The 21,775-nt window shown below is 61.6% G+C and carries 19 protein-coding genes; 7 read left to right on the top strand and 12 right to left on the bottom strand.

Annotation, left to right across the window (positions count from 1 at the left end):
- Positions 1 to 76 precede the first annotated feature (76 nt).
- The 3 genes from ACM9HJ_RS23170 (at position 77) to ACM9HJ_RS23160 (ending at position 2,729) form a co-directional block, all read left to right on the top strand.
- The gene (locus ACM9HJ_RS23170) at positions 77 to 1,846 is read left to right on the top strand and encodes a hypothetical protein (protein ID WP_416574141.1); all 1,770 of its coding nucleotides are present in this window, start codon (positions 77 to 79) and stop codon (positions 1,844 to 1,846) included.
- Between the two features lie 118 nt (positions 1,847 to 1,964).
- Positions 1,965 to 2,138 carry a hypothetical protein gene (locus ACM9HJ_RS23165; protein WP_416574140.1) on the top strand — a complete coding sequence of 58 codons (174 nt, stop codon included), beginning with the start codon at positions 1,965 to 1,967 and terminating at the stop codon, positions 2,136 to 2,138.
- Between the two features lie 36 nt (positions 2,139 to 2,174).
- Positions 2,175 to 2,729, top strand: a complete 555-nt coding sequence (locus ACM9HJ_RS23160; protein ID WP_416574139.1) for a Fic/DOC family protein — start codon at positions 2,175 to 2,177, stop codon at positions 2,727 to 2,729.
- 82 nt (positions 2,730 to 2,811) lie between these two features.
- Here the strand turns inward: ACM9HJ_RS23160 and ACM9HJ_RS23155 are convergent, their stop codons facing one another.
- Complete coding sequence (locus tag ACM9HJ_RS23155; protein WP_416574138.1) at positions 2,812 to 3,162, bottom strand: helix-turn-helix domain-containing protein; 351 nt, start codon at positions 3,160 to 3,162, stop codon at positions 2,812 to 2,814.
- A 161-nt stretch (positions 3,163 to 3,323) separates the two neighbouring features.
- Here ACM9HJ_RS23155 and ACM9HJ_RS23150 point away from each other — a divergent pair, with 161 nt between their 5' ends.
- Positions 3,324 to 3,671 carry a hypothetical protein gene (locus ACM9HJ_RS23150; RefSeq protein ID WP_416574137.1) on the top strand — a complete coding sequence of 116 codons (348 nt, stop codon included), beginning with the start codon at positions 3,324 to 3,326 and terminating at the stop codon, positions 3,669 to 3,671.
- A 532-nt stretch (positions 3,672 to 4,203) separates the two neighbouring features.
- On the opposite strand, the gene scpA is transcribed toward ACM9HJ_RS23150, so the two are convergent.
- The 5 genes from scpA to ACM9HJ_RS23125 all read right to left on the bottom strand — a co-directional run bounded on the left by scpA (position 4,204) and on the right by ACM9HJ_RS23125 (position 11,270).
- Positions 4,204 to 6,360 carry a methylmalonyl-CoA mutase gene (gene scpA, locus ACM9HJ_RS23145; protein ID WP_416574136.1) on the bottom strand — a complete coding sequence of 719 codons (2,157 nt, stop codon included), beginning with the start codon at positions 6,358 to 6,360 and terminating at the stop codon, positions 4,204 to 4,206.
- A complete protein-coding gene (locus ACM9HJ_RS23140; protein ID WP_416574135.1) occupies positions 6,357 to 6,842 on the bottom strand; it encodes a hypothetical protein in 486 nt (161 codons plus the stop codon). Before ACM9HJ_RS23140 ends, scpA begins: the two co-directional genes overlap by 4 nt.
- 105 nt (positions 6,843 to 6,947) lie before the next feature.
- Positions 6,948 to 8,948, bottom strand: coding sequence for an acetyl-CoA carboxylase biotin carboxylase subunit (locus tag ACM9HJ_RS23135; protein ID WP_416574134.1), 2,001 nt, complete (start codon positions 8,946 to 8,948; stop codon positions 6,948 to 6,950).
- A 32-nt stretch (positions 8,949 to 8,980) separates the two neighbouring features.
- Positions 8,981 to 10,513 carry an acyl-CoA carboxylase subunit beta gene (locus ACM9HJ_RS23130; RefSeq protein ID WP_416574133.1) on the bottom strand — a complete coding sequence of 511 codons (1,533 nt, stop codon included), beginning with the start codon at positions 10,511 to 10,513 and terminating at the stop codon, positions 8,981 to 8,983.
- A gap of 229 nt (positions 10,514 to 10,742) precedes the next feature.
- Positions 10,743 to 11,270 carry a hypothetical protein gene (locus ACM9HJ_RS23125; protein WP_416574132.1) on the bottom strand — a complete coding sequence of 176 codons (528 nt, stop codon included), beginning with the start codon at positions 11,268 to 11,270 and terminating at the stop codon, positions 10,743 to 10,745.
- A gap of 425 nt (positions 11,271 to 11,695) precedes the next feature.
- On the opposite strand from ACM9HJ_RS23125, the gene ACM9HJ_RS23120 reads away from it, so the two are divergent.
- Positions 11,696 to 13,117 (top strand): helix-turn-helix domain-containing protein, encoded by a 1,422-nt coding sequence (locus tag ACM9HJ_RS23120; protein ID WP_416574131.1) that lies wholly within the window; start codon positions 11,696 to 11,698, stop codon positions 13,115 to 13,117.
- Between the two features lie 119 nt (positions 13,118 to 13,236).
- On the opposite strand, the gene ACM9HJ_RS23115 is transcribed toward ACM9HJ_RS23120, so the two are convergent.
- The 6 genes from ACM9HJ_RS23115 to ACM9HJ_RS23090 all read right to left on the bottom strand — a co-directional run bounded on the left by ACM9HJ_RS23115 (position 13,237) and on the right by ACM9HJ_RS23090 (position 17,006).
- The gene (locus ACM9HJ_RS23115; protein WP_416574130.1) at positions 13,237 to 13,674 is read right to left on the bottom strand and encodes a YbjN domain-containing protein; all 438 of its coding nucleotides are present in this window, start codon (positions 13,672 to 13,674) and stop codon (positions 13,237 to 13,239) included.
- Between the two features lie 65 nt (positions 13,675 to 13,739).
- Positions 13,740 to 14,138, bottom strand: coding sequence for a globin family protein (locus ACM9HJ_RS23110; RefSeq protein WP_416574129.1), 399 nt, complete (start codon positions 14,136 to 14,138; stop codon positions 13,740 to 13,742).
- 108 nt (positions 14,139 to 14,246) lie between these two features.
- Positions 14,247 to 14,963, bottom strand: a complete 717-nt coding sequence (locus tag ACM9HJ_RS23105) for a hypothetical protein (RefSeq protein ID WP_416574128.1) — start codon at positions 14,961 to 14,963, stop codon at positions 14,247 to 14,249.
- A 151-nt stretch (positions 14,964 to 15,114) separates the two neighbouring features.
- Positions 15,115 to 15,711, bottom strand: a complete 597-nt coding sequence (locus ACM9HJ_RS23100; protein ID WP_416574127.1) for a hypothetical protein — start codon at positions 15,709 to 15,711, stop codon at positions 15,115 to 15,117.
- A complete protein-coding gene (locus tag ACM9HJ_RS23095; RefSeq protein ID WP_416574126.1) occupies positions 15,704 to 16,576 on the bottom strand; it encodes an AAA family ATPase in 873 nt (290 codons plus the stop codon). Before ACM9HJ_RS23095 ends, ACM9HJ_RS23100 begins: the two co-directional genes overlap by 8 nt.
- Positions 16,566 to 17,006 carry a hypothetical protein gene (locus tag ACM9HJ_RS23090; RefSeq protein WP_416574125.1) on the bottom strand — a complete coding sequence of 147 codons (441 nt, stop codon included), beginning with the start codon at positions 17,004 to 17,006 and terminating at the stop codon, positions 16,566 to 16,568. The genes ACM9HJ_RS23095 and ACM9HJ_RS23090 overlap by 11 nt, the downstream gene beginning before the upstream one ends.
- A 259-nt stretch (positions 17,007 to 17,265) precedes the next feature.
- On the opposite strand from ACM9HJ_RS23090, the gene ACM9HJ_RS23085 reads away from it, so the two are divergent.
- Positions 17,266 to 20,376, top strand: a complete 3,111-nt coding sequence (locus tag ACM9HJ_RS23085) for an efflux RND transporter permease subunit (protein ID WP_416574124.1) — start codon at positions 17,266 to 17,268, stop codon at positions 20,374 to 20,376.
- 214 nt (positions 20,377 to 20,590) lie between these two features.
- Positions 20,591 to 21,655, top strand: coding sequence for an efflux RND transporter periplasmic adaptor subunit (locus tag ACM9HJ_RS23080; protein ID WP_416574123.1), 1,065 nt, complete (start codon positions 20,591 to 20,593; stop codon positions 21,653 to 21,655).
- Positions 21,656 to 21,775: the final 120 nt, after the last annotated feature.

Here is a 21,775-nt window from a genome sequence, read left to right as displayed (position 1 = left end):
GCGCAGAGTTCGGGATATTACCAGAACAAATCAAAGCGAGAATCCATCCCGAGAATATCGTCTGGAGGGGCGCGCCATGACCTGCGATATTTCGATCACGTCCTTTGCGGGCGTCGGCACCTCGCAGAACGGGGGATTCCAGTCGGTCACCGTGACCGCCTCGGTTTCCGGTTGCGACGAGGTTTCCATCGAAATCTTCGAGGTCGGGGCCGCCACCCCCTTGCTATCGACCACCGCCTTCACGTCCGGCGGCACGGTGACGGCGACCTTGACGGCACCGCCTGGCCGTCCGCTGCCCTGTGGTCGCGACTATCGCGTGCGTGTCACCTGTCTTTCAGTCAAGGATTGCTTTGCCGACCAGCAGATCAAGCTGCCCTGCGGGGGCGATTGCTGCGTTGATTTCACCATCACGCCCACGATCGGACCTTGCGTGAATGGTGAACGGCAGGTGGATTTCCTCGTCTCCTTCACGCTGAATGATCCGAGATGCCTGCCCTATGTTCTGGCCATCGATTATGGACATAATAACAGTTTCAGCGGATCGAACGTATACACCACCCTTGGTTCGTTCTCGTTTCAGGAAAGCAGGATATACCCATCGGCGGTTGCGACGGACTATATAGTCAGCATCGAAGACAGCCTGCATGGGTCCTGTCCCGCATCCGCGATCACGCTGCATCTCGACGCCTGCGCGCCGCCGGATTGCTGTGCGATCACAGGTCCGCTATCGGCCCAGGTCGGCGATTGCGGGGACAATTGCGGGCGCCTCGTCGTTCTGAGCGCCGGTTTCGCCCCGCCGTCGCCGCCCTGCGGTCCCGCGACGCTGCAATGGCAGATCAAGGATCAGGCGGGCAACATCGTCGCCTGGAATTCCGTGGCGTTTTCGACCGCGTCGGCATCCCCGAACGTGCAATTGCCGGTCGAATTGAGCGCCGCGGGATCGCCCTATGTCGCCACGCTGATGGCGATCCATCCTACGCCCTGCACCTATGGAAGTGTCACGATCATCGTTCCGGCCTGCAACAGTCCGGCAAAATGCCCGGACAATCTTTCACTCTCGGCGACGGATCTCGGCTGCCAGAAGGATGGCAACGGGGTGTGCGCGCGCAAATACGTATTCTATGTCGATGCGATGACATATGCGGGATGCGGACAGGGCGCCACGGCGACGCAGTTCAACCTGTCGTTCGGCGACGGCGCCAATGTGCAGTTCGGTTCCGGTGGGGGTGGTCCGCAGAGCTTCACCTTCCACCATTTCTATACGAGCGGCGGTTCGCCCACGGCGACGCTGAGCGTGACGGCCCCAAGCGGCTGCCAGCAGACGACAAGCCTCGCAATCAATGTGCAGAAATGCGCCGCCACCGATTGCGCCACTTCCGGTACGGGGGGTGGGCCCCCTGCGATCGAATGCGTGATGTGCAGGACGTGTCAGGATTATCTGGCCAAGATCGGGGCGTCCTTCTGGCGGACGGTCGGCTGTAAATTGCTCATGCTGATGATGGTGCTGGGACTGGGGGTGACCTTTGCCATCATGGCCACGGCCGCCCCAAGCAGCGCGCCCCTGGTTTTGGCGGAACTCAGCACCGTTGCGGGCGTGCTGATCGCCATCGGCGCATTTGCCGGAATGGTCGCCGGCTTCATTTCGCTTCCCAATCTCTGCGGCAATTGTTGTCTATATTGCGCCATCCTGGCGGCGCTGGTGCTGGCGGTTATCCTCATCATCATAGAGGCGATATTTGGATTGGTCACGGGAGCCGTCATACCCGCGATATTCTTTATAATCTTCCTGTTTTACATCAATGAAACGTCGATCAAGCCGAGATGCCAGGCCGAGCTGAATTCCTGAGGATACGGGTCCCGGCTTGACGGCGGGGTCGAGGGGCGGCGCTTCGGGCAGGGTGGCGGTTGTCGAACCATCGTGATAGGCTTTGGTCATGAAAGCCCATCACCTTGAACTTCGACAGATGGCCAGGACGGGCCGGTTCATTCTCACCAGCGAACGGGGTGAGAAGATCAGTGCTGTCGAGGGGCTGGCGCTGTCACCCCGGATGGCGGCCACGCTGCGTCAAGGGGCGGCGCAGGGGTTGTCCGGAGATGAGCGCCGGGCGATGGTGCTGGAAACACTGCGCCGGAAGTAGAACCCCTTTGCTCTATAGCGCCGATGACGATCCGCTGTGGGTTCCTGGAACGACGGTGCTTCGCAACCTGCTGGGCGTCAGGAAACCCTCGACGAGGCGGAACTCGCGCTTTTCCTCATTCGGGCCGACGAGCCGTTTCCTGCCGGCAAGTTTGATGTCGCGCATTATCTGAGCATCCACCGTCACCTGTTCCAGGATGTGTATGACTGGGCAGGGCAGGTCCGGTCGATCCGTGTCGGCAAGGCCGGCAACTGGTTCTGCTTTCCGGAATATATACAAGGCGAACTGGCGCGGGCATTCCGGGAATATGGCGATCCGGACAAGGTCGCCAAACTGCCGGCTGTCGAGTTCGCAACGCGCACGGCTCATCTGCTGGCCGAGATCAATGCCGTGCATCCATTCCGTGAGGGAAACGGTCGCACCCAGCTGGCCTTCCTGACGCTGCTTGCAGCGAACGCGGGCTATGCCGTGAATGACGGCGCCCTTGACCCCGTGCAAGTCATGTCTGCCATGATCGAAAGCTTCGCGGGCAGTGAGGACAAGCTGTCCCGGCTTATCCTCGCCTATATTGGCGGACCGCACGGGATATAAAGCCTGAAGCCGGGGATTGTCGGGGTTCGATTGGGCTTACCCCGACCTACGGCGGGTTTTGAGGTGCGAGGACCTGCGTCCTTTACTCCCCGCGCTTGGCATATTTCAGCAGACTCTCCGCCTGCTCCACAGCCGTTTCCAGCAAATCCCGATCAAGTTGCCGCACGGTGGTCAGTAGGCGGGTTTCCAGCCGCTGTCGAGCCGGATCGGGAGCCGGAGCCGTGCCCATATAGTCCAGCAATTCCCAGACCTGCACGTCGAGCGCCGTGCGCAGGACATCGACCGTGTCCAGGCCGGGCAGGTTGATGCCGCGTTCCAGGTTGGAGATGGCATCGGAAGACAAACCGGTCAGTTCGGCCAGCCGATCCTGGCTGTGGCCCCGTAGGTTTCGCAGCTGCTTTAATCTGAGTCCGAAGCGATTATCTGTGGTCATGTCTGACCATACTACGACATGCCGGGCGTTGAAATCTGATGATAATACGATTAGTATTTGAATATCGTATTATGTAAGGATAATTTGAGCCGCAAAGAGGGCGGGCCGAACCGCGCTCGCGCTGGGCAACTGTCTGCGGGGCCGGATATGGGAGGGGGGCGATGATGAAGGAACCGCGAGGGGGCGATACGCCGGTTCGTCGCCTCCATCAAAAATTGATCGATCTCAGTTGTCCCCTGCCGGGATTGAGCGAGGATGCGCGGGTTGAACGCAACCAGCAGCAGGCGGTTACGGTGACCGCGCTGGCACAGATGCCCGCCGTGGGGCCGGCGGATGTCTGGCGCAAGGTGGCGGTTGTCGGTGACCGGCTGCGCACGGAAGGCCATGCGCGCAGTTCGGCCTTTGGCGCGCTGACCCTGATGCTGCTGGACAGTGCCTGCGATGATCTGGCCGCGATGGCCGCCTATTCCGCCAGTGCCGGGGATCGGCGCGGGCAGGAGACGATCTGACGGTGCCGCGGCGGTCCAATGCTTGACGAGATGCGAGACCTTTGCGGTGATCCGATCCCGGTTTCCGTGCGGGAATGGCACTGGCATGGGGTTTGTCCGCACTGCTTCTGGCATGCGCCCGCCCTGGCCGGGACGGTTGGGTCGCTGCGCGCCGCCCTATGTGGGCGGTGCGGGACGCCGGTGTCGGCGGGGTGGGGGATGGCGCGGATGCGCTGGGTCAGTGCTGCGCGGTGGTGGGCGCCGTGGCGCTGGGGACGGGGACGGTGGGAGATGGAGGAGCCGTCGATGCGGGGCCAGCGGGGATATGAGTCATATCGGCGCTGACCGCGCCTCACGCTGGGTCCCCGCTTTCGCCCATGGGCGCTACCTTAAGGCCAGAAGCATCACTTTTCGTCATCCCGGCGAACGCCGGGACCCAGGGGCCACAGTCTCTACGGCGCGGTTTGCCTTGCCAAACGCGGCTGAGGGGTCGGGCATCTGGCCCCTGGGTCCCGGCTTTCGCCGGGATGACGGGAGAGAGCGTGAGAAGCCCTCACGCCCCCCGCTTGCCCCGCACCATCCCCATGATCTCCGCCGCCGCCTTGGGGATGTTGGTGCCGGGGCCGTAGATGGCGGCGGCACCGGCGTTCAGCAGGAAATCGTAATCCTGGGGCGGGATGACGCCGCCGCAGACGATCAGGATGTCGCCGGCACCCTGTTCCCTCAGGGCCGCGGCCAGTTGCGGGACCAGGGTCTTGTGGCCGGCGGCGAGGCTGGAGACGCCGACGACATGCACGTCGTTCTCGATGGCCTGGCGGGCGGCCTCCTCCGGCGTCTGGAACAAAGCCCCCACGTCCACGTCGAAGCCGATATCGGCGAAGGCGGTGGCGATGACCTTGGCACCCCGGTCATGGCCGTCCTGGCCCATCTTCACCACCAGCATGCGGGGGCGGCGGCCCTCGGTCTCGGCGAAGTCGGCGACATCCTTCTGGATCTGCTGGAAACCGGCATCGCCCTCATACGCCGCGCCATAGACGCCGGAGACGGAGCGGATGGTGGCTCGATGCCTTGTGAAGACCTCTTCCATGGCGTCGGAAATCTCCCCAACGGTGGCGCGGGCGCGGGCGGCATCCACCGCCAGGGCCAGCAGGTTGCCGGATTTGGCCTGGGCGGCTTCGGTGAGGGCGGAAAGGGTCTCGCGGACCTTGGCTTCATCGCGGCTGGCGCGGATGGTCTTCAGGAGGGCGACCTGGGCCTCGCGCACGGCGGTATTGTCGATGTCGAGGACGTCGACGGTCTCGGGGTTCTGCGGGCGGTATTTGTTGACGCCGACGATCACCTCCTCCCCCCGGTCGATGCGGGCCTGGCGGCGGGCGGCCGCCTCCTCGATCATCAGCTTGGGCAGGCCGCTCTCCACGGCCTTGGTCATGCCGCCCATGTCCTCCACCTGGTCGATCAGCTTTTCGGCGGCTTCGGCCAAGCTGGCCGTCAGGTGTTCGACATAGTAGCTGCCGCCCAGGGGATCGACGACGTGGGGGATGCGGGTTTCCTCGGCGATGATCAACTGGGTATTGCGGGCGATGCGGGCGCTGAACGGGGTCGGCAGGCCCAGGGCCTCGTCAAAGCTGTTGGTGTGCAGGCTCTGCGTGCCGCCCATGATGGCGGCCATGGCCTCGATCGTCGTGCGGATGACGTTGTTGTAGGGGTCCTGCTCGGTGAGCGACACGCCGGAGGTCTGGCAGTGGGTGCGCAGCGCCAGGGAGCGGGCATCCTTGGGCTGGAAATGCTTGTCCATCAGCTTGGCCCAGAGCAGGCGGGCGGCGCGCAGCTTCGCCACCTCCATGAAGAAATCCATGCCGATGGCGAAGAAGAAGCTGAGGCGCGGGGCGAACTTGTCGACGTTCAGGCCCTTGGCCAGGGCGGCGCGGACATATTCCATGCCGTCGGCCAGGGTGAAGGCCAGTTCCTGCACCGCCGTGGCCCCGGCCTCCTGCATATGATAGCCGGAGATGGAGATGGAGTTGAACTTGGGCATGAAATTCGCCGTGTATTCGATGATGTCGGCGATGATCCGCATGCTGGGTTCGGGCGGATAGATATAGGTGTTGCGGACCATGAACTCCTTCAGAATGTCATTCTGAATGGTCCCGGACAGCTTGGCCGTGTCGACACCCTGTTCCTCACCGGCCACGATATACATGGCCAGGATGGGCAGGACCGCGCCGTTCATGGTCATGGAGACGGACATCTTGTCGAGCGGGATGCCGTCGAACAGGATCTTCATATCCTCCACGCTGTCGATGGCCACGCCGGCCTTGCCGACATCGCCCACGACGCGGGGATGGTCGCTGTCATAGCCGCGATGGGTGGCCAGATCGAAGGCCACCGACAGGCCCATCTGTCCGGCGGCGAGGTTCGCGCGGTAGAATTTGTTGCTGGCCTCCGCCGTGGAGAAGCCCGCGTACTGGCGGATGGTCCAGGGCTTGACCGCATACATGGTGGCGCGGGGGCCGCGCACGAAGGGCGCGAAGCCGGGCAGGGTGCCGGTGGTCTCCAGGCCTTCCAGGTCTTCGGCCGTGTAGAGCGGCTTGACGGCCAAGCCCTCGGCCGTGGTGCGGGTCAGGTCGGAGAGCTGGGCATCCTTGCCGGCATCCTTGGCGGCGAGCGCTTCCCAGTCGGCGAGGGTCTTGGTCGGGAACTGGGTGGTCATGGACGGTCTCCGGGGGAGGCAACGGGAGGAGTGGGGTGCTGTGAACGCCAAGTGGCCAGCAACAGGCCGGACGCTGTCGCGGCGAAGTAGAGGATCAGGGCGGGGATGAGGGGGTCAACCGGGACTTCATAGGTGTCGGGTGGTGGCGGTGTTGTTGCCGGGGCCGACCAGAACAGGAATAGGACAAACGCTCCACATCCCAAGGGAAGCAGACACGCGGTCGCCGTCGCTGCCAGGCGTGCCTTGCCGGGGATGGCCAGACGAAACAGATATCCGATGCCGTAGGCGAACGACAGGCTGAGACTGCCGACCATGATGAGGAAAAGCGGTTCGCCATATTCGCGAAGCTGTGCGCTGAGCCGGTCCATCAAGAATGCCAGCGTAATCCAGAATAACGTGGCGTGCGCCGGGACGGCGATAGCGACCGACAAAACCAAGCGCGTCACGGATCTCGCGGGATGCCGCTGTCTGGAAACGGTCATGACACCCTCCGCCACGGCAAGGCCAAGGCCGGAGCGACCGCGAGGATCAGCCTGAGCGTTGCCATTGCCTGCTGCATGGGTGTCATCCCGTCCTTGCCGTTCCGCTCACTCGAACTCGATGATCTTCTCATCCACCGCAAGGCTGGCGCCCTTCACGGCGTGGACCTTTTTCACCGTGCCGTCGGCTTCGGCGCGCAGGATGTTTTCCATCTTCATGGCTTCCACCACGGCCAATTCCTGGCCGGCCTTCACGGCCTCCCCTTCCTTGACCGACACCGAGACCAGCAGGCCCGGCATGGGGCTCAGCAGGTATTTGGACATGTCGGGGGGCAGTTTCACCGGCATCAACTCGGCCAGTTCGGCGGCACGCGGGGTCAGGACATCGACCACGAAGGCAAAGCCGCCATGGGTGAGGATCAGCGACGTGCCCTTGATATCGACCTGCACCGTCATGGCGACACCGGCCACCGTGCCCTGCCACAGGCTCTGGCCGATTTCCCAGTCGCCGATCACGGCGTGCGGGCCGCTGGCCAGCGTGACCAGGGCGGCACCGCCGGCGAAGGACAGGTGGGTCTTGTGGTTCTGGCGGTCGGCGCGCGCCACCCAATCCTGGGCCACGTGGAACCCATGGCCCGCCACCTGACCGGAGATCATGGCGTCGCGGCTGGCGCGGCGATGATGCAGAACGGTGGCCAGCGCCAGCAGGCGGTCGCGCACGGCGGGTTCCGGCGTGAGGCCGTGGAAGCCGTCGGGATATTCCTCCGCGATGAAATTGGTGGTCAGGCGGCCGTCGCGAAAGCGCTGCTTCTGCATCAGCGAGGTCAGGAAGGAGATATTGTGACCCACGCCCCGGATTTGGAACCCGTCCAGCGCGTCGGCCATGGCGTCGGTCGCCTGATCGCGCGTGGGGGCCCAGGTGATCAGCTTGGCGATCATGGGATCGTAATACATGCTGATCTCGCCCCCCTCATACACGCCGGTATCGACGCGGATGATGGCGCCGTCGTCGCGCTTGCCCTCGGTGGGCGGGCGGTAGCGGGTGACGCGGCCGGTGGAGGGAAGGAAGCCACGGGTGGGTTCCTCGGCATAGACGCGCGCTTCCAGCGACCAGCCATTGATGCCGACATCGGCCTGGGTGATAGGCAGCTTTTCACCGGCTGCCACCCGGATCATCAGTTCGACAAGGTCGAGGCCGGTGATCATCTCGGTCACCGGATGTTCGACCTGCAGCCGCGTGTTCATTTCCAGGAAGTAGAAATTGCGGTCCTTGTCGACGATGAATTCCACCGTGCCGGCGCTGCGGTACTGCACCGCCTTGGCCAGGGCGACCGACTGTTCGCCCATGGCCTTGCGGGTGGCCGCGTCCAGGAACGGGCTGGGAGCCTCCTCGATCACCTTCTGGTGGCGGCGCTGGATGGAGCATTCACGCTCGTTCAGATAGACGGCATTGCCATGCGCGTCGGCCAGAAGCTGGATTTCGATGTGGCGCGGCTCGGTGATGTATTTCTCGATGAACACGCGGTCGTCGGCGAAGCTGGACCGGGCCTCATTCGTGGCGGAGCGGAAGCCGTCGCGCGCCTCCGCATCGTTCCAGGCCACCCGCATGCCCTTGCCACCGCCGCCGGCCGACGCCTTGATCATGACGGGGTAGCCGATGTCGCGGGCGATGGCGACCGCTTCCTCATCATCCTTGATGACGCCCAGATATCCCGGAACGGTGGAGACACCGGCGGCCTTGGCCAGCTTCTTACTCTCGATCTTGTCGCCCATGGCGCCGATGGCATGCACATCGGGGCCGATAAAGACGATGCCGTTCTGCTTCAGCGCCTCGCAGAAGGGCGCCTTTTCCGACAGGAAGCCATAGCCGGGGTGGACCGCCTCGGCACCCGTCTGCTTGCAGGCGGCGATGATCTTGTCGGCGATCAGATAGGACTGGGCCGAGGGGGCGGGGCCGATATGCACCGCCTCGTCCGCCATCTCAACGTGAAGCGCGCCGGCATCGGCGTCGGAATAGACGGCCACCGTCTTGATGCCCATGCGGCGGGCGGTCTTGATGACGCGGCAGGCAATTTCGCCACGGTTGGCGATGAGGATCTTCTTGAACATTTTACGGTGCCTCTTCGTGCGGGCGCGTCGGATCAGAGCGGCAGATTATCGTGCTTCTTCCAGGGGTTCTGGAGCTGCTTGTTCTTCAGCATCGACAGCGCCTTGCACAGGCGGCGGCGGGTATTGTGGGGCATGATCACGTCGTCGATATAGCCACGGCCCGCCGCCACGAAGGGATTGGCGAATTTCTGGCGGTATTCCTCGGTCCGCGCCTCGATCTTGGCGGGGTCGCCCATGTCGGCGCGGAAGATGATCTCCACCGCCCCCTTGGGCCCCATGACCGCGATCTCGGCGGTCGGCCAGGCATAGTTGACGTCGCCGCGCAGATGCTTGGACGCCATCACGTCGTAAGCGCCGCCATAGGCCTTGCGGGTGATCAGGGTGACCTTGGGCACGGTGGCCTCGGCATAGGCGAACAGCAGTTTGGCGCCATGCTTGATGATGCCATTATATTCCTGGGACGTGCCGGGCAGGAAGCCGGGGACGTCGACCAGGGTGACGATGGGGATGTTGAAGGCGTCGCAGAATCGTACGAAACGCGCGGCCTTGATGGCGCTGTCGATGTCCAGGCACCCGGCCAGCACCATGGGCTGGTTGGCGACGAAGCCGACGGTAGAACCCTGCATGCGGGCGAAGCCGGTGATGATGTTCTTCGCGTAGTCCGGCTGGATTTCGAAGAAATCGCCCTCATCCACGATCTTCAGAATCAGTTCCTTCATATCGTAGGGCTTGTTGGGATTGGCCGGGATCAGGGTATCCAGGCTCATCTCCGGGCGGTCGGCGATGTCGGGCGTGGGGCGCGAGGGCGGCTTTTCGCGGTTGGACAGCGGCAGGAAATCGACAAGGCGGCGGGTTTCCAGCAGGGCCACGACGTCATTCTCGAACGCCAGGTCGGCCACGCCGGACTTGGCGGTGTGGGTCACGGCCCCGCCCAGTTCCTCCGCCGTCACCACCTCATGCGTCACGGTCTTCACCACGTCGGGGCCGGTGACGAACATGTAGGAGCTGTCCTTCACCATGAAGATGAAGTCGGTCATGGCGGGGGAATAGACCGCACCGCCGGCGCACGGGCCCATGATCAGGGAAATCTGCGGCACGACGCCCGACGCCAGCACGTTGCGCTGGAACACTTCGGCATAGCCGCCGAGCGACGCCACGCCCTCCTGGATGCGGGCACCGCCGCTGTCATTCAGGCCGATGACGGGGGCACCCACCTTCATCGCCTGATCCATGATCTTGCAGATCTTCTCGGCATGCGCCTCCGACAGGGAACCGCCGAAGACGGTGAAATCCTGGGAGAAGACGAAGACCAGGCGGCCATTGATGGTGCCGTGGCCGGTGACGACGCCGTCACCGGGGACCTTCTGCGCCGCCATGCCGAAATCGGCGCAGCGATGCTCGACGAACATGTCCCATTCCTCGAACGAGCCCTCGTCCAGCAGGATCTCGATGCGCTCGCGCGCCGTCAGCTTGCCCTTGGCATGGTGGCCGGCGATGCGCTTCTCCCCGCCGCCCTGCCGGGCAGCGGCCCGCATCTCTTCCAGCTTCAACAGCACGTCCTGCATGGGTTCCGCCCCGGTCGATGGTTATCGGTAGGTTGGGGCGGAGTTTGCAAATTATGCCTTACCGGGGGAAGGCGTGGATGGGTGTGGAATTGCGAAGGCATAGCGCAAGGTTTGCAAATTTTGCGAATTCGCAAATCACCGATTCGGCCGGCAAAAACGGTGAGGACCGCCCGTGTCGCCACGGGCGGCCCCCATCCCTATGCATCCCGGTCTCCGCGCCAGTGGCGGATCAGTAGGGGCAGTTCACCACGGGTGCATTGTTCAGGGTGGCGCTGACCCCCGCCACCACATAGCCGGACGCGATCGGCGTCACCTGGGTCTGGGTGGAGATGATGCCGGTCAGGGTGGCGCCCGCGCCGGACGCGGCCCCGCTGGTCGCGGCGCAGACCCAGGTCGCCGGACCGGGAGACGTGGTCTTGTTCATCGAGGAGACATTGTAGCAGTTGCCGCCGGGCAGGTTGAACTGCCCCATCTGCGTCTTCCATTCGGAACCCGCACCCTTGCCATAGAAGTTGTTGGCGGCGACCACGATGGTGCCCGACGTGTTGGTCAGGCTGTTGCCGACATTGGTGATCACCACCCCGACCTCGGTCGCGACCTGGGCGGAAAGGATCACGGCGGCGTCGGTATTCAGGCAGAAGGCGAAATCCTGCACCGGCAGTGCTGCCAGCGAGAGGGGCTTCGTCTGTGCCTGGACCATTGCCGGGGTGGCAAAAATGATGGCGGCAGATAACCAAGCCGTGAGGATGCGCGACATTTCATTATCTCCACGTGTTAATGTTTAGAAGTGAGAGTCGTATAACGCTGCATTAGTCATATGTCATCAGGAAAGAATCCACCGATGATATATTCAACCAAGGGTGATAGTGTATTAGATAGCACCCACTGGTTCGATTGTTGAGGAACAGACGAAGAAATTTCCCGCCGTTCGGTGTTGAAAGGGCCGATGACGGGCGGCGTGCATGAATAACCGGCGATCACCGCAAATATTGCTGGCCGCACCGAACCGGATATTGATGTCGGTCTTTGGCGTTTCACGGCGGGTCCGGCTGCCTTGCCCGCGCGGGGACAGGGCAGGCACGCGCCCCGGGCCGCGATGCGGGGCATGGAACGGAGATGGGTGCGCGATGTATGCTGATACCGGCGACGGCACATGTCCGTCGAAGGGGAGAGTGCCGAAGCATGACCGCGAAAATCTACGCAGGCGAACGCATCCGCCGTCTTCGAGAGACGCGTGGGATCAGTCAGGCGCAGTTGGCGACGGAAGTCGGGCTTTCAACCTCCTATCTGAACCAGATCGAGAATAACCAGCGGCCGCTGTCGGCCGCGGCCGTGATCCGGCTGTCCACCTATTTCTCGGTCGAGCCCAGCCATTTCGCCGATGACAGCGACACGCGGCTGGCGTCCGAACTGCGCGAGGTGCTGGGCGATCCGTTGTTCGGGGATGCGTCGGTGACGTTCGCCGGCATCCGCGATGCGGTGCGGGCCGCCCCCGCCATCATGGGATCGCTGCTGAAACTGTACCGCGCGTACCAGGGGCTGGACGAGGAATACAAGGCGCTGGTCGACAAGATGGGGGGCGACGAGACCGCCCTCGGGCCGGCCGCCTTCCCCTATGACGAGGTGCGCGATTTCGTGCAGCAGCAGCGCAACCATTTCGCCACGCTGGACCATGCGGCTGAAGACCTGTTCGAGAGCGGGCATTTCTCCAAGGACCGGCTGCTGGAGCATCTGGCCCAGCATCTGGCCGACCGGCACGGGGTGACCATCCGGGTGTCGCCGATGCTGGCGCGTCACGACGTGCTGTGGCGGTACGATCCGGACGACAAGGAATTGCTGGTGTCGGAAGGCACGCGGCGCGAGAGCCGGACATTCTTCGCCGCCCACCAGATCGCGCTGCTGGATTACGGGGTGGAGGTGGAACGGCTGGTGGCCGAGGCCGGGCTGTCATCGATCGAGGCGCGGTCGATATTGCGGGTGGGACTGGCCAATTATTTCGCAGGCGCATTGATCCTGCCTTATCGCCGCTTCCTTACGGAAGCGCAACGAATGCGGTACGATATCGACCGGCTGTCGGCGCATTTCAATGTCAGCTTCGAGCAGGTGTGCCACCGGCTGTCCACCATGCAGCGGCCGGGCATGCCGGGGGTGCCCTTCTATTTCGTCAAGGTCGACATGGCCGGCAACATCGCCAAACGGTCCAGCGCCACGCGGTTCCAGTTCGCGCGGTTCGGCGGGGCCTGTCCGCTGTGGAACGTACACCAGGCCTTCGCCCAGCCGGGACGGATATTGGTGCAGCAGGCGCGGATGCCGGATGGCGCCACATATCTGTGCATCGCGCGCACCGTGGTGGCCAAGGGCAACTCCTACCTGTCGCGGCCGCGAGAGGCGGCGGTGGGGTTGGGGTGCGAGATCGCCTATGCCGACCAGGTGGTCTATTCGGCGGGCCTCGATCTGCGCGATGTGGATGCGGCGGTGCCGATCGGGTCCAACTGCAAGGTCTGCGACCGCGAGGAATGCCGGCACCGGGCCTTCCCGCCCATCGGCAAGGCCCTGCGCGTGGATGCGCATGAGCGCCGCGTGGTGCCGTATAGCGTGAGTTGATTGGTCTTTTCGTGTTCCCTCAGGCGCCGGGCGCCACCATCCGGTGGCTTGGCTCACGCGGCATGAGCCGCGCGGCGGCGGTCGCCGCCGACCAACGGTCATGAATGATGAGCGTTGGTTTACGTATTCCCCGCCGCCCCGCCATGGGCGGTGCGCAGGAAGTTCAGCGCCTCCACCACCAGCCGGCCCCAGAGTTCCAGGCTGGCCAGGATCTGGTCGCCGGCGATGCCGACGGACAGGCAGTCCATCTCCAGCACCAGGAAATCGTCGCGCAAGGACAGGCGGGCGAAGCGCTTGTGGCGGTTCCACTGGTTCAGCAGGGAGGCGTCGAACCGTTCCTGCACCTGGAACATCAGGTTGAAATTATAATCGCCATAGCGCCCGGCCTCCTGGTCGATCAGGGCGCCGGGGCGGATATTGAAGGTCAGGCCGCCGATGGCCGAGCGCAGGACGGGCGATCCGGACGGGGTCAGGTCCTGTTCGGCGGGCAGGCCCAGGCGCTCCATCGCCGCTTCCAGGTCGGCGACGGTCACACCGCGCAGCAGATTGTCCAGCATCGTTCGGTCCTTCAGGGCATCGTTCCGGCCGGACCATGCAACGACGGCGCCCCCGCTGGCAAGGGTCAGGCCGTCTTCATCAGCCCGGCCACCAGCAGATAGACCTCCGTCCAGGATTTGCGGACCTCCGGCGTAAAGTCCGGACCCAGATTCTTCTCCAGCGTCCAGAGCAGGGCGGCGGCGACCGTGTCGTAATCCTTCTCGCGCACGCCATAGGTCTGGTGCCGCTGTCCCATCTTCGCGATGCTGTCGCGGATCAGGTCGGGGGTCTTCAGGTTGCGTACGGCCACGGCCAGGGTCGACATCAGCTTTTCGCCCTGGGCGCGGATGTCGGCCTTGAACAGGGGGCGCAGGCTGCTGTCCAGTTCGAACAGCCGGTCGTAGAATTGGGCGGCCACCGCCTCCTTTTGCAATGCAACCTTGCCGAAGGTGCGCTGAACCCGCTCGATATCGATATTCTGCATGGTGTTTCCCGGTGGCCGTGAGGGGGAGCCGCCAAAGGCGGCGCCGGCGCCCAAGCCCTACATTAGCAAATGCAGCACGGTGACTGTCCCTACCTAGAAGTCATATGCTCAAAAGCTGGTGCGGATGCCGGCAAAGCCGGTGAGCGCCAGGCCGGGGCGCCCCGGCTGTCCGGTGAAGCCGGCGAGCTGGGCATAGAAGCGCAGCACACGGCGCCAGCGGGGGCCGGTGCTGGCCCAGGGCTGGTATGTCGCCTCCACCCAGGGGTTCAATCCGGTGAAACTGTCGGCGGCGGCACCGTCGCCTTTGCGGGTCCAATAGGCCATGGCGACGAGATCGATGATCAGGCGGCCCTGGTCCAGGCGGATATTGCGCTCCGCCGCGATGTGGAAACTGTCATAGGCGCGGTTGAACCGGTTGATGAAGCGCACGCCCTCATAACCCGCGAAGAAGCGTAGATCGTCGGACGCGTAATGGATGATGTCCTGGTACAGCGCCAGGGCCGGATGCCCGTCCTCGATCCGCATGCCGTAATCGGTATAGCCGGCGAGGTCGTCGGTGAGGCGGTAGAAGGTGCCGGCGGTGAGGTTGATGACCCGGCCGGCGGCCTCGTCCGGTTTCGACCGGTCGAGCGAGTGGAAGACGCCCAGATGCAGGCGACCGAGACCGGGGACGTGCTGGCTGTAGACGCCGCCGCAGACGGGGGACGCGGTCAGGATGATGCCGGGACGGTAAAGGTCCGGGCCGCAGCGGAGGTCGGTGGTTTGCGCGGCGGCGGGGAGGGCGAGCGCGGCCAGGGTGGCAAGGAGGGTGAGGAGAAGGCGCAAGGGGGCGGTCCTTGTGGTGGGGCCATAAGGATATTCGCATGGGTTGGGGGAAAGGTTACAATTATGCCTGAAATTCCTTGCAAATCAGGTGCCGGATGGTAGGGCAGTTATGTTGGTCGCTGTAATTTTCTTTGGTGAGTTAGATATAATGCTATGTATTGTGTGTTAATGTTAGTTTTACTTCATCCATTTTCTCTGGTCGAATGGATATTTTAAAATCTGTACTATTATACTCTGAGGTGCGTTTGTTTAGGTCGGCATTTGATTCACCAAATGGCATGCTTGAGTATATTTTTTTGCTATCTTCATCATTTTCCATTTTTCTTTTGAATTTTTCATCGATTCCATATTGAAATTCAACTCGCGTTACATTTAATTTCTTCATTACGTCCCTTGTGTATTGCAGTGTTTTGTTAAGTATCTGCGAAACTTGACCTGCTGGGCTCAGATCTGAATCAACTTCTATGTTTTTATTTGATGATAAGTGAATTTCGTGGCGTTCCCAGTCTATTTCTATTACTAATTTTCCAATAATTTTATTAGATTTATCAGAGTAATATATGTATATATTTGAAATTATTGGATTCTCTAGAACTCCAATTTTAATAATTTCATTAAGCGTATCCATGGAGTGACGTATTAGTGATTTATCTTCAATACAGTTATTAGTAACGTCCTCAACGAACTTAAACAAAACATTTGTCCTGAGCATAACTTGAAGTTTTGTGGCTAAAGATGTTTTAAGCATTTTTATCTCCTAGATAAGATTTCATCTTTACTGAATTAACCTCTTCGGCACACACTAAAAATATGTCAGAGCGTGCACTCTTTAGTTTCCCGTCTATAACGCCCGACACGTTCTGACTGCTGGTTGAGAATAAAGATGTTGTTCCATATTCTTTAATACTATCACGTATATACTCGTCAATTATCTTATCTATATATTTGGAAGATATAGAAAAGAAAAATGACAGCGGGTTTTCATGGTATTTTTCAATAATATCTCGAATTACATCGATAGGTATATTGTACCCCTTTATCGAGTTGGCCCAGATCGCAAATTTTTCTTGCTTTGTGGGAGCCCACTCGAACATCTCCATGCGACCATTTCGAGTAAGTGGCCCGTAAAGACGCGAAAAATCATTACCAGTAACAATTATAGGTACTCTTCCGTGCTTTGATGGTCTAGAATCACATATATGCATTAAGTAATTTGAGAATAACTGTGAATTCACTGTTCCATCAACGCCATTGGATAGACCAGATATGCTTAAGTCAAAATCATCAATTATTATTACAGATCTCTGACCCATGGCAAGCTTTACACTGAGGTCTTTGTATATTTCTTCTAGCTTTGTGTGTGCATCACCCTCATGTTTCCCACTAAACTGTGAGGCAGCTACGTGAGTAATGGTAAAGCCCATGCTCTCCGCTACTAACTTAGACTGGAAGCTCTTACCATCACCGGGGCGCCCTTGAATGCCCAACAGTAATGCTTGGCCGAAGGAGAAATTTACATAACTTTTAACCAAATGAGAGGAAATCCTACTATAAAAGTCAAATGGAATATAGTAATTACCAATGTAAACGCCGTTGTCTTGATTATAATTCAAGTCTCTCTCCTTTGAATTCGATGACGACGGTATCTTTATTCCGTCGATGGATCTCCACATCTGCCGCAAAGCGTGCAATATCTGCTGCACTGATCTTTTCCTTTTCTACAACTTCGACAGGTTCTGGTGAAGGGGTGAAGTCTGGGTACTTCTTGTTTTTTCTTGAGAATAATTTAGATATAATACTAAAAATCCACTTAACTATAAATGCTGGGAACAGTACTATTTTTACAATAATAATCAATGGAATTGTTATTAAATTTTTGAGGAAAAAAGCAAAAAATCTTCCTATGATTAAAATTCTGCGCCTAATTTTTGGTAAATACTTAATGAGAGGCTGTCTAAATATCATTTTTAATAACCACAATAACGCACCAGAAAATGCAGTTATTATGACGGTAAGTATTATATCTTCAAAGGCTCCTCGCATTTCATACTTCCTTTCTACCTGATCGTGGTAATTACCTCTAATTTAAATCTAAAAAATAATATAAAGTCATAATTTTGGTGCAGTCAAGGGCTTCTCTCCCTCCGCCCCAATGTAACGCCCCGTTACAAATCCCTACCATCCATTAACCAAGCCCCACAGACAGGTTACACGCCCCCGCCTATGGTGATGCCATGGGCGGGTCGGTCTTTGGGTGGCCGTAACCGCCATTCCCGCATTATCGGACGGGCAGGGGTCGGTCATGGATGTCATCAAACTGGGTTTGCGCAATCCGGCCGCCTTGGCCGTTTCCGTGCTGATCGTGCTGGGGCTGGGGGTCTGGGCGATCCTGACCTTGCCGGTGCAGCTGTTTCCAGAGGTCAAGCAGCCGACGCTCGGCATCGAGGCTTCCTGGCGCGCGGCGTCGCCGCAGGAGATCGAGAGCGAGATACTGGAGCCCATCGAGGATGTGATGAAGGGGCTGCCCGGCGTCACGGAGATGCAGGGCTTCGCCAATCCCGGCGGGGCCTTCGTCAGTCTGGAGTTCGATGCCAGCACCGACATGCAGCAGACCATGCTGGATGTCATCAGCCGCCTGAACCGCATCCCCTCGCGCCCCGCCGATGCCGATCCGCCGCGCCTGATCATGGGCGGGGGCGACAATGCCAACGAGACCCTGATCTATTATTTCGTGCAGAAGATGCCGGGCACGCCAGGCATCCTGACCGACCATTACCATTACATCATCGAGGATGTGATCCCCCGGATCGAGGCAATCCAGGGCGTGGCGCGGGTGGATTTCGGCGGGCAGGCCGAGGCGCCGCAGCAGGAAGTGCAGATCATCTTCGACCCGTTCAAGATGGCGCAGTACGGCATCACCATCCCCACCGTGTCGGGCCTGGTCGGTCGGGCGCAGGATGTGACGGGCGGGTTCGTCGATGATGGCCGGCGCATCTATACCGTCCGCTACAAGGGCCGGTTCAAGCCGGAACAGTTCAGCGATCTGGTGCTGGAATGGCGCGACGGGCGGCCGGTGAAGCTGGGCGATGTGGCCGAGGTCAAGGTGCAGCTGGGCCGGCAATGGCAGTACAGCTATCAGAACGGCAACGAGGCCATCGGCCTGCGCGTCATCCGGCGCGAGGGGGCCAATGTCCTGGCCACCCTGACCGAGGTCAAGGAGTTGATGGCCGAGCTGCGCGATGGCGAGATGAAGGAAAAGGGCCTGACCAACAACCAGAGCTTCGATCCGTCGGTCTATATCGAGAGCGCCATCGGCCTGCTGACCGGCAATCTGGTGTCGGGCATCGTGCTGGCGGTCGCCGTGCTGTGGCTGTTCCTGCGGCGCACGCAACTGACGCTGCTGGTCGCCATGACCATTCCCATCTCGCTGCTGTCGCTGTTCGCGGTGCTGGCCATCACCGGGCGGTCGATCAATGTCATCTCCCTGGCCGGACTGGCCTTCGCGGTGGGCATGGTGATCGACAGCGCCATCGTGGTGCTGGAGAACATCGTGCGCATGCGCGACCGGGGCATGGGCAATGACGAGGCCAGCCATGAGGGCACGCGGCGGGTCATTTCCGCGCTGTTCGCGTCGGCCGCGACCACGGTCATCACCTTCGTGCCCATCGTGTTCATGCGCGAGGTCGAGGGCCAGATCTTCGCCGATCTGGCGCTGACCATCGCCGTGGGTGTCACCATCAGCCTGATCGTCTGCGCCACGGTGCTGCCGGTGGCGACGGCCAAGCTGATGAAGGTGACGCCGCGCATGGGGGGCGAGGCGCGGTGGGTGGAATGGCTGTCGCTGCGCATCATGGATCTGACCAGCAACAATAAAAAGCGTGCGGCGGTGATCGCCGGGCTGGTCAGCCTGTCGCTGGGCGGGTCATACCTGCTGTTCCCGTCCATGTCGTATCTGCCGCCGGTGAAGCGCGACAGCGTCGATGCCTTCCTGAACTTCCCCGTCGGCACCTCGGTCGATCTGGCGAAGGAGGAGGTGGCCAAGGTCGTGGTCGACCGGTTCATGCCCTATTACACGGGCGAGAAGCAGCCCAAGGCCAAGAATTTCTACTTCATCGGCTGGCCGGGCGGCGGGTCCATCGCCGTGCGTCTGGAGGATCCGGACCGGCTGGACGAGATGATGGGCATCGTCAAGAACGAGATCCTGGCGGGCTTCCCCGATGTGCAGGCCTTCCCCAACCGCGGCAACCTGTTCGGCGGGCTGGGGGCGGAGGGCAACGTCTCCATCCTGCTGCAATCGTCCGATCCGGCGGCTTTGTCGGAGGCGGCAGCCAAGGGTCTGGCGCTGCTGCGCGAGAAGCTGCCCAATGTGCAGTCCTTCTCCAACCCCAATCCGGAAATGGCGCAGCCGCAGCTGACCGTCATGCCCAATGATCGTCGCATCTCTGAAGTGGGCTGGACCCGCGTGCAGGTGGGCCAGGTGGTCCGCGCGCTCGGCGACGGCCTATGGCTGGGCGAGCATTTCGACGGGCAGAACCGGCTGGACATCATCCTGCGCTCGCCGGAATGGACGGGGCCGGAGGAGCTGGAGCAGGTGCCGGTGGCGACACCGTCCGGGACCGTGGTGCCGCTGGGCCAGCTGGTCGATGTGACGCGTGAGGTGGGGCCGTCGGGCATCACCCGTGTCGACGGGCGCCGGACCATCACGCTGAACCTCCAGCCCGGTGAGAATATCGCGCTGGAGGATGTGATGGTGATGCTGAAGCGGGATATCGAGCCGCAATTGCGCGCCTTCCTGCCGGCCGATGGCACGCTGCGCTATGGCGGGTCGGCGGACCGGCTGGACGCCACGGTGGCGGCCATGGGCAAGAATTTCATCATCGCCCTGGGCCTGCTGTTCCTGCTGATGGCGCTGCTGTTCAAGTCGGCCAAGGACAGCGCCATGGTGATGATCTCCATCCCGCTGGCCACGGTGGGCGGTCTGGCGCTGCTGGATTTCACCAACCTGTTCACATTCCAGCCGCTGGACCTGCTGACCATGATCGGCTTCATCATCCTGCTGGGCATCGTGGTCAACAATGCCATCCTGCTGGTCGATGAGACGCGGATGTGCGAGGCGGAGGGCAAGGGTCGTGCCGAGGCCGTGCATATGGCTCTGCGCTCGCGCATCCAGCCGATCTTCATGGGCACGCTGACCACCATCGCCGGCATGGGGCCGATGATCGTGGTGCCGGGCGAGGGCAGTGTCATCTATCGCGGCATCGCCGCCGTGCTGACGGGTGGGCTGGCGGTATCGACGGTGTTCACGCTGCTGCTGCTGCCGGCCCTGCTGCGCATGGGGGAGAAGGACCGCAAGGCGGTGGAAGAGCCGGAGCCGGAGTTCGGGGAGAAGGTGACGCGGCTGGCGGCGGAGTGAGGGGGCTATTCCTTCCCATTCTCTCTCTCCCGTCATCCCGGCGAAAGCCGGGATGACGGGAGATATTGGTGGAAACCGTTACAGCTCAAACTTAGGCAAAATCATCATCCCCGCCTTTTCTCCGCCTTTACACACCCGTTACATATCGAAACCCCCACGTAACCGGGTTTTGATTACAAGGGTGCAAATACTCCCCAGAAAAGGGATCGACATCATGAACCGCATCCATCAGACCCTTGCTGCCGCCCTGCTGATCGGCACCATCGCCCTGCCGGCATCGGCGCAGCAGGCGCCGCCGCCGGCGGCACGTGTGAAGGTGGAGGCGGCCAGCCTGCGGCAGATGGCGCCGGTGCTGCAGGTGCCGGGCAGCGTGATGTCGCGCCAGGATGCCGATGTGGCGGCGGAAGTGTCCGGCCGCGTCACCTGGGTGGCGGAGGCGGGGACCAAGGTGGCGGCGGGCGATGCGCTGGCGCGGGTCGATGACCGGTTGCTGCGCCTGGAACTGCGCCAGTACGAGGCGCAGATCAAGAGCCTGCAAAGCCAGCTGACTTTCCAGGAACGCGAGCTGGACCGCCAGCGCCAGTTGGCCGAGCGCGGCACGGCCACCATCACCAAGCTGGAGGAGGCCAACAGCAAGCGCGACGTGCTGGCCCAGGATCTGGTGCGCGCCCAGGCCAGCCGCGACCGCACGGCGCTGGAGATCGAGCGCACGGTGGTCAAGGCGCCGTTTGCCGGCCAGGTGGCCGACCGCATGCTGGAGCTGGGTGAATATTCGGCACCGGGCGTCAAGGTGGCCCGGCTGGTGGCCGTGGACCAGGTGGAGGTGCGGGCCCAGGCCCCGGTTTCCATCGCCCGCCACCTGACCGAGGGCAGCGAGGTGTCGCTGGAGGTCGAGGGGCTGGCCACGCGCGGCAAGGTGACCCGCATCATCGCCATCGGCGAGGCGCAGTCCCGCACCTTCGAGGTGCGCGTGGCCCTGCCCAAGGGAGAGCAGAACTGGATCGTGGGTTCCGCCGTGCGCGTCGGCCTGCCGTCGGCCACGGCGGAGCAGGTGGTGGCGGTGCATCGCGACGCGCTGGTCCTGCGCGGTGACGGCACCTACCTGTTCAAGGTCAATGCCCAGAACAAGGCCGAGCGTGTGGCGGTGAAGACCGGCACCAGCATCGGCGATTGGGTGCAGGTCACCGGCGACGTGCATGAGGGCGACCGCACCGTGACGCGCGGGGCCGAACGGCTGCGCGAGGGGCAGGATGTCGAGCTGGACCCTAAGGTGAGCTGACCGGTTATGGTCGGGGATGCTGTAGGTCAGGTCGAGGGCGCAAGCCCGATCCCTGACAGAAGAAGCTTGAAGCCTTTGCTGTCAGGGCTCGCCTGCGGCTCGACCTGACCTACGGCGTGG

The sequence above is a fragment of the Niveispirillum sp. KHB5.9 genome, from assembly GCF_048066115.1.
In the GTDB taxonomy this organism is placed as follows: Bacteria; Pseudomonadota; Alphaproteobacteria; order Azospirillales; family Azospirillaceae; genus Niveispirillum.
The sequence above is the reverse complement of the archived record's forward strand: the minus strand, read 5'-3'. Positions and strand labels throughout refer to the sequence as shown.

Excerpts from the sequence above, each read along its gene's own strand:
- ACM9HJ_RS23110 (WP_416574129.1), bottom strand. The coding sequence starts at position 14,138 with ATGCAGAATATCGATATCGAGCGGGTTCAGCGCACCTTCGGCAAGGTT.
- ACM9HJ_RS23120 (WP_416574131.1), top strand. The coding sequence starts at position 11,696 with ATGACCGCGAAAATCTACGCAGGCGAACGCATCCGCCGTCTTCGAGAG.
- ACM9HJ_RS23090 (WP_416574125.1), bottom strand. The coding sequence starts at position 17,006 with ATGCGAGGAGCCTTTGAAGATATAATACTTACCGTCATAATAACTGCA.
- ACM9HJ_RS23085 (WP_416574124.1), top strand. The coding sequence starts at position 17,266 with ATGGATGTCATCAAACTGGGTTTGCGCAATCCGGCCGCCTTGGCCGTT.
- ACM9HJ_RS23080 (WP_416574123.1), top strand. The coding sequence starts at position 20,591 with ATGAACCGCATCCATCAGACCCTTGCTGCCGCCCTGCTGATCGGCACC.
- ACM9HJ_RS23170 (WP_416574141.1), top strand. The coding sequence starts at position 77 with ATGACCTGCGATATTTCGATCACGTCCTTTGCGGGCGTCGGCACCTCG.
- ACM9HJ_RS23100 (WP_416574127.1), bottom strand. The coding sequence starts at position 15,711 with ATGCTTAAAACATCTTTAGCCACAAAACTTCAAGTTATGCTCAGGACA.
- ACM9HJ_RS23135 (WP_416574134.1), bottom strand. The coding sequence starts at position 8,948 with ATGTTCAAGAAGATCCTCATCGCCAACCGTGGCGAAATTGCCTGCCGC.
- ACM9HJ_RS23150 (WP_416574137.1), top strand. The coding sequence starts at position 3,324 with ATGATGAAGGAACCGCGAGGGGGCGATACGCCGGTTCGTCGCCTCCAT.
- scpA (WP_416574136.1), bottom strand. The coding sequence starts at position 6,360 with ATGACCACCCAGTTCCCGACCAAGACCCTCGCCGACTGGGAAGCGCTC.
- ACM9HJ_RS23125 (WP_416574132.1), bottom strand. The coding sequence starts at position 11,270 with ATGTCGCGCATCCTCACGGCTTGGTTATCTGCCGCCATCATTTTTGCC.
- ACM9HJ_RS23115 (WP_416574130.1), bottom strand. The coding sequence starts at position 13,674 with ATGCTGGACAATCTGCTGCGCGGTGTGACCGTCGCCGACCTGGAAGCG.
- ACM9HJ_RS23130 (WP_416574133.1), bottom strand. The coding sequence starts at position 10,513 with ATGCAGGACGTGCTGTTGAAGCTGGAAGAGATGCGGGCCGCTGCCCGG.
- ACM9HJ_RS23155 (WP_416574138.1), bottom strand. The coding sequence starts at position 3,162 with ATGACCACAGATAATCGCTTCGGACTCAGATTAAAGCAGCTGCGAAAC.
- ACM9HJ_RS23140 (WP_416574135.1), bottom strand. The coding sequence starts at position 6,842 with ATGACCGTTTCCAGACAGCGGCATCCCGCGAGATCCGTGACGCGCTTG.
- ACM9HJ_RS23165 (WP_416574140.1), top strand. The coding sequence starts at position 1,965 with ATGGCCAGGACGGGCCGGTTCATTCTCACCAGCGAACGGGGTGAGAAG.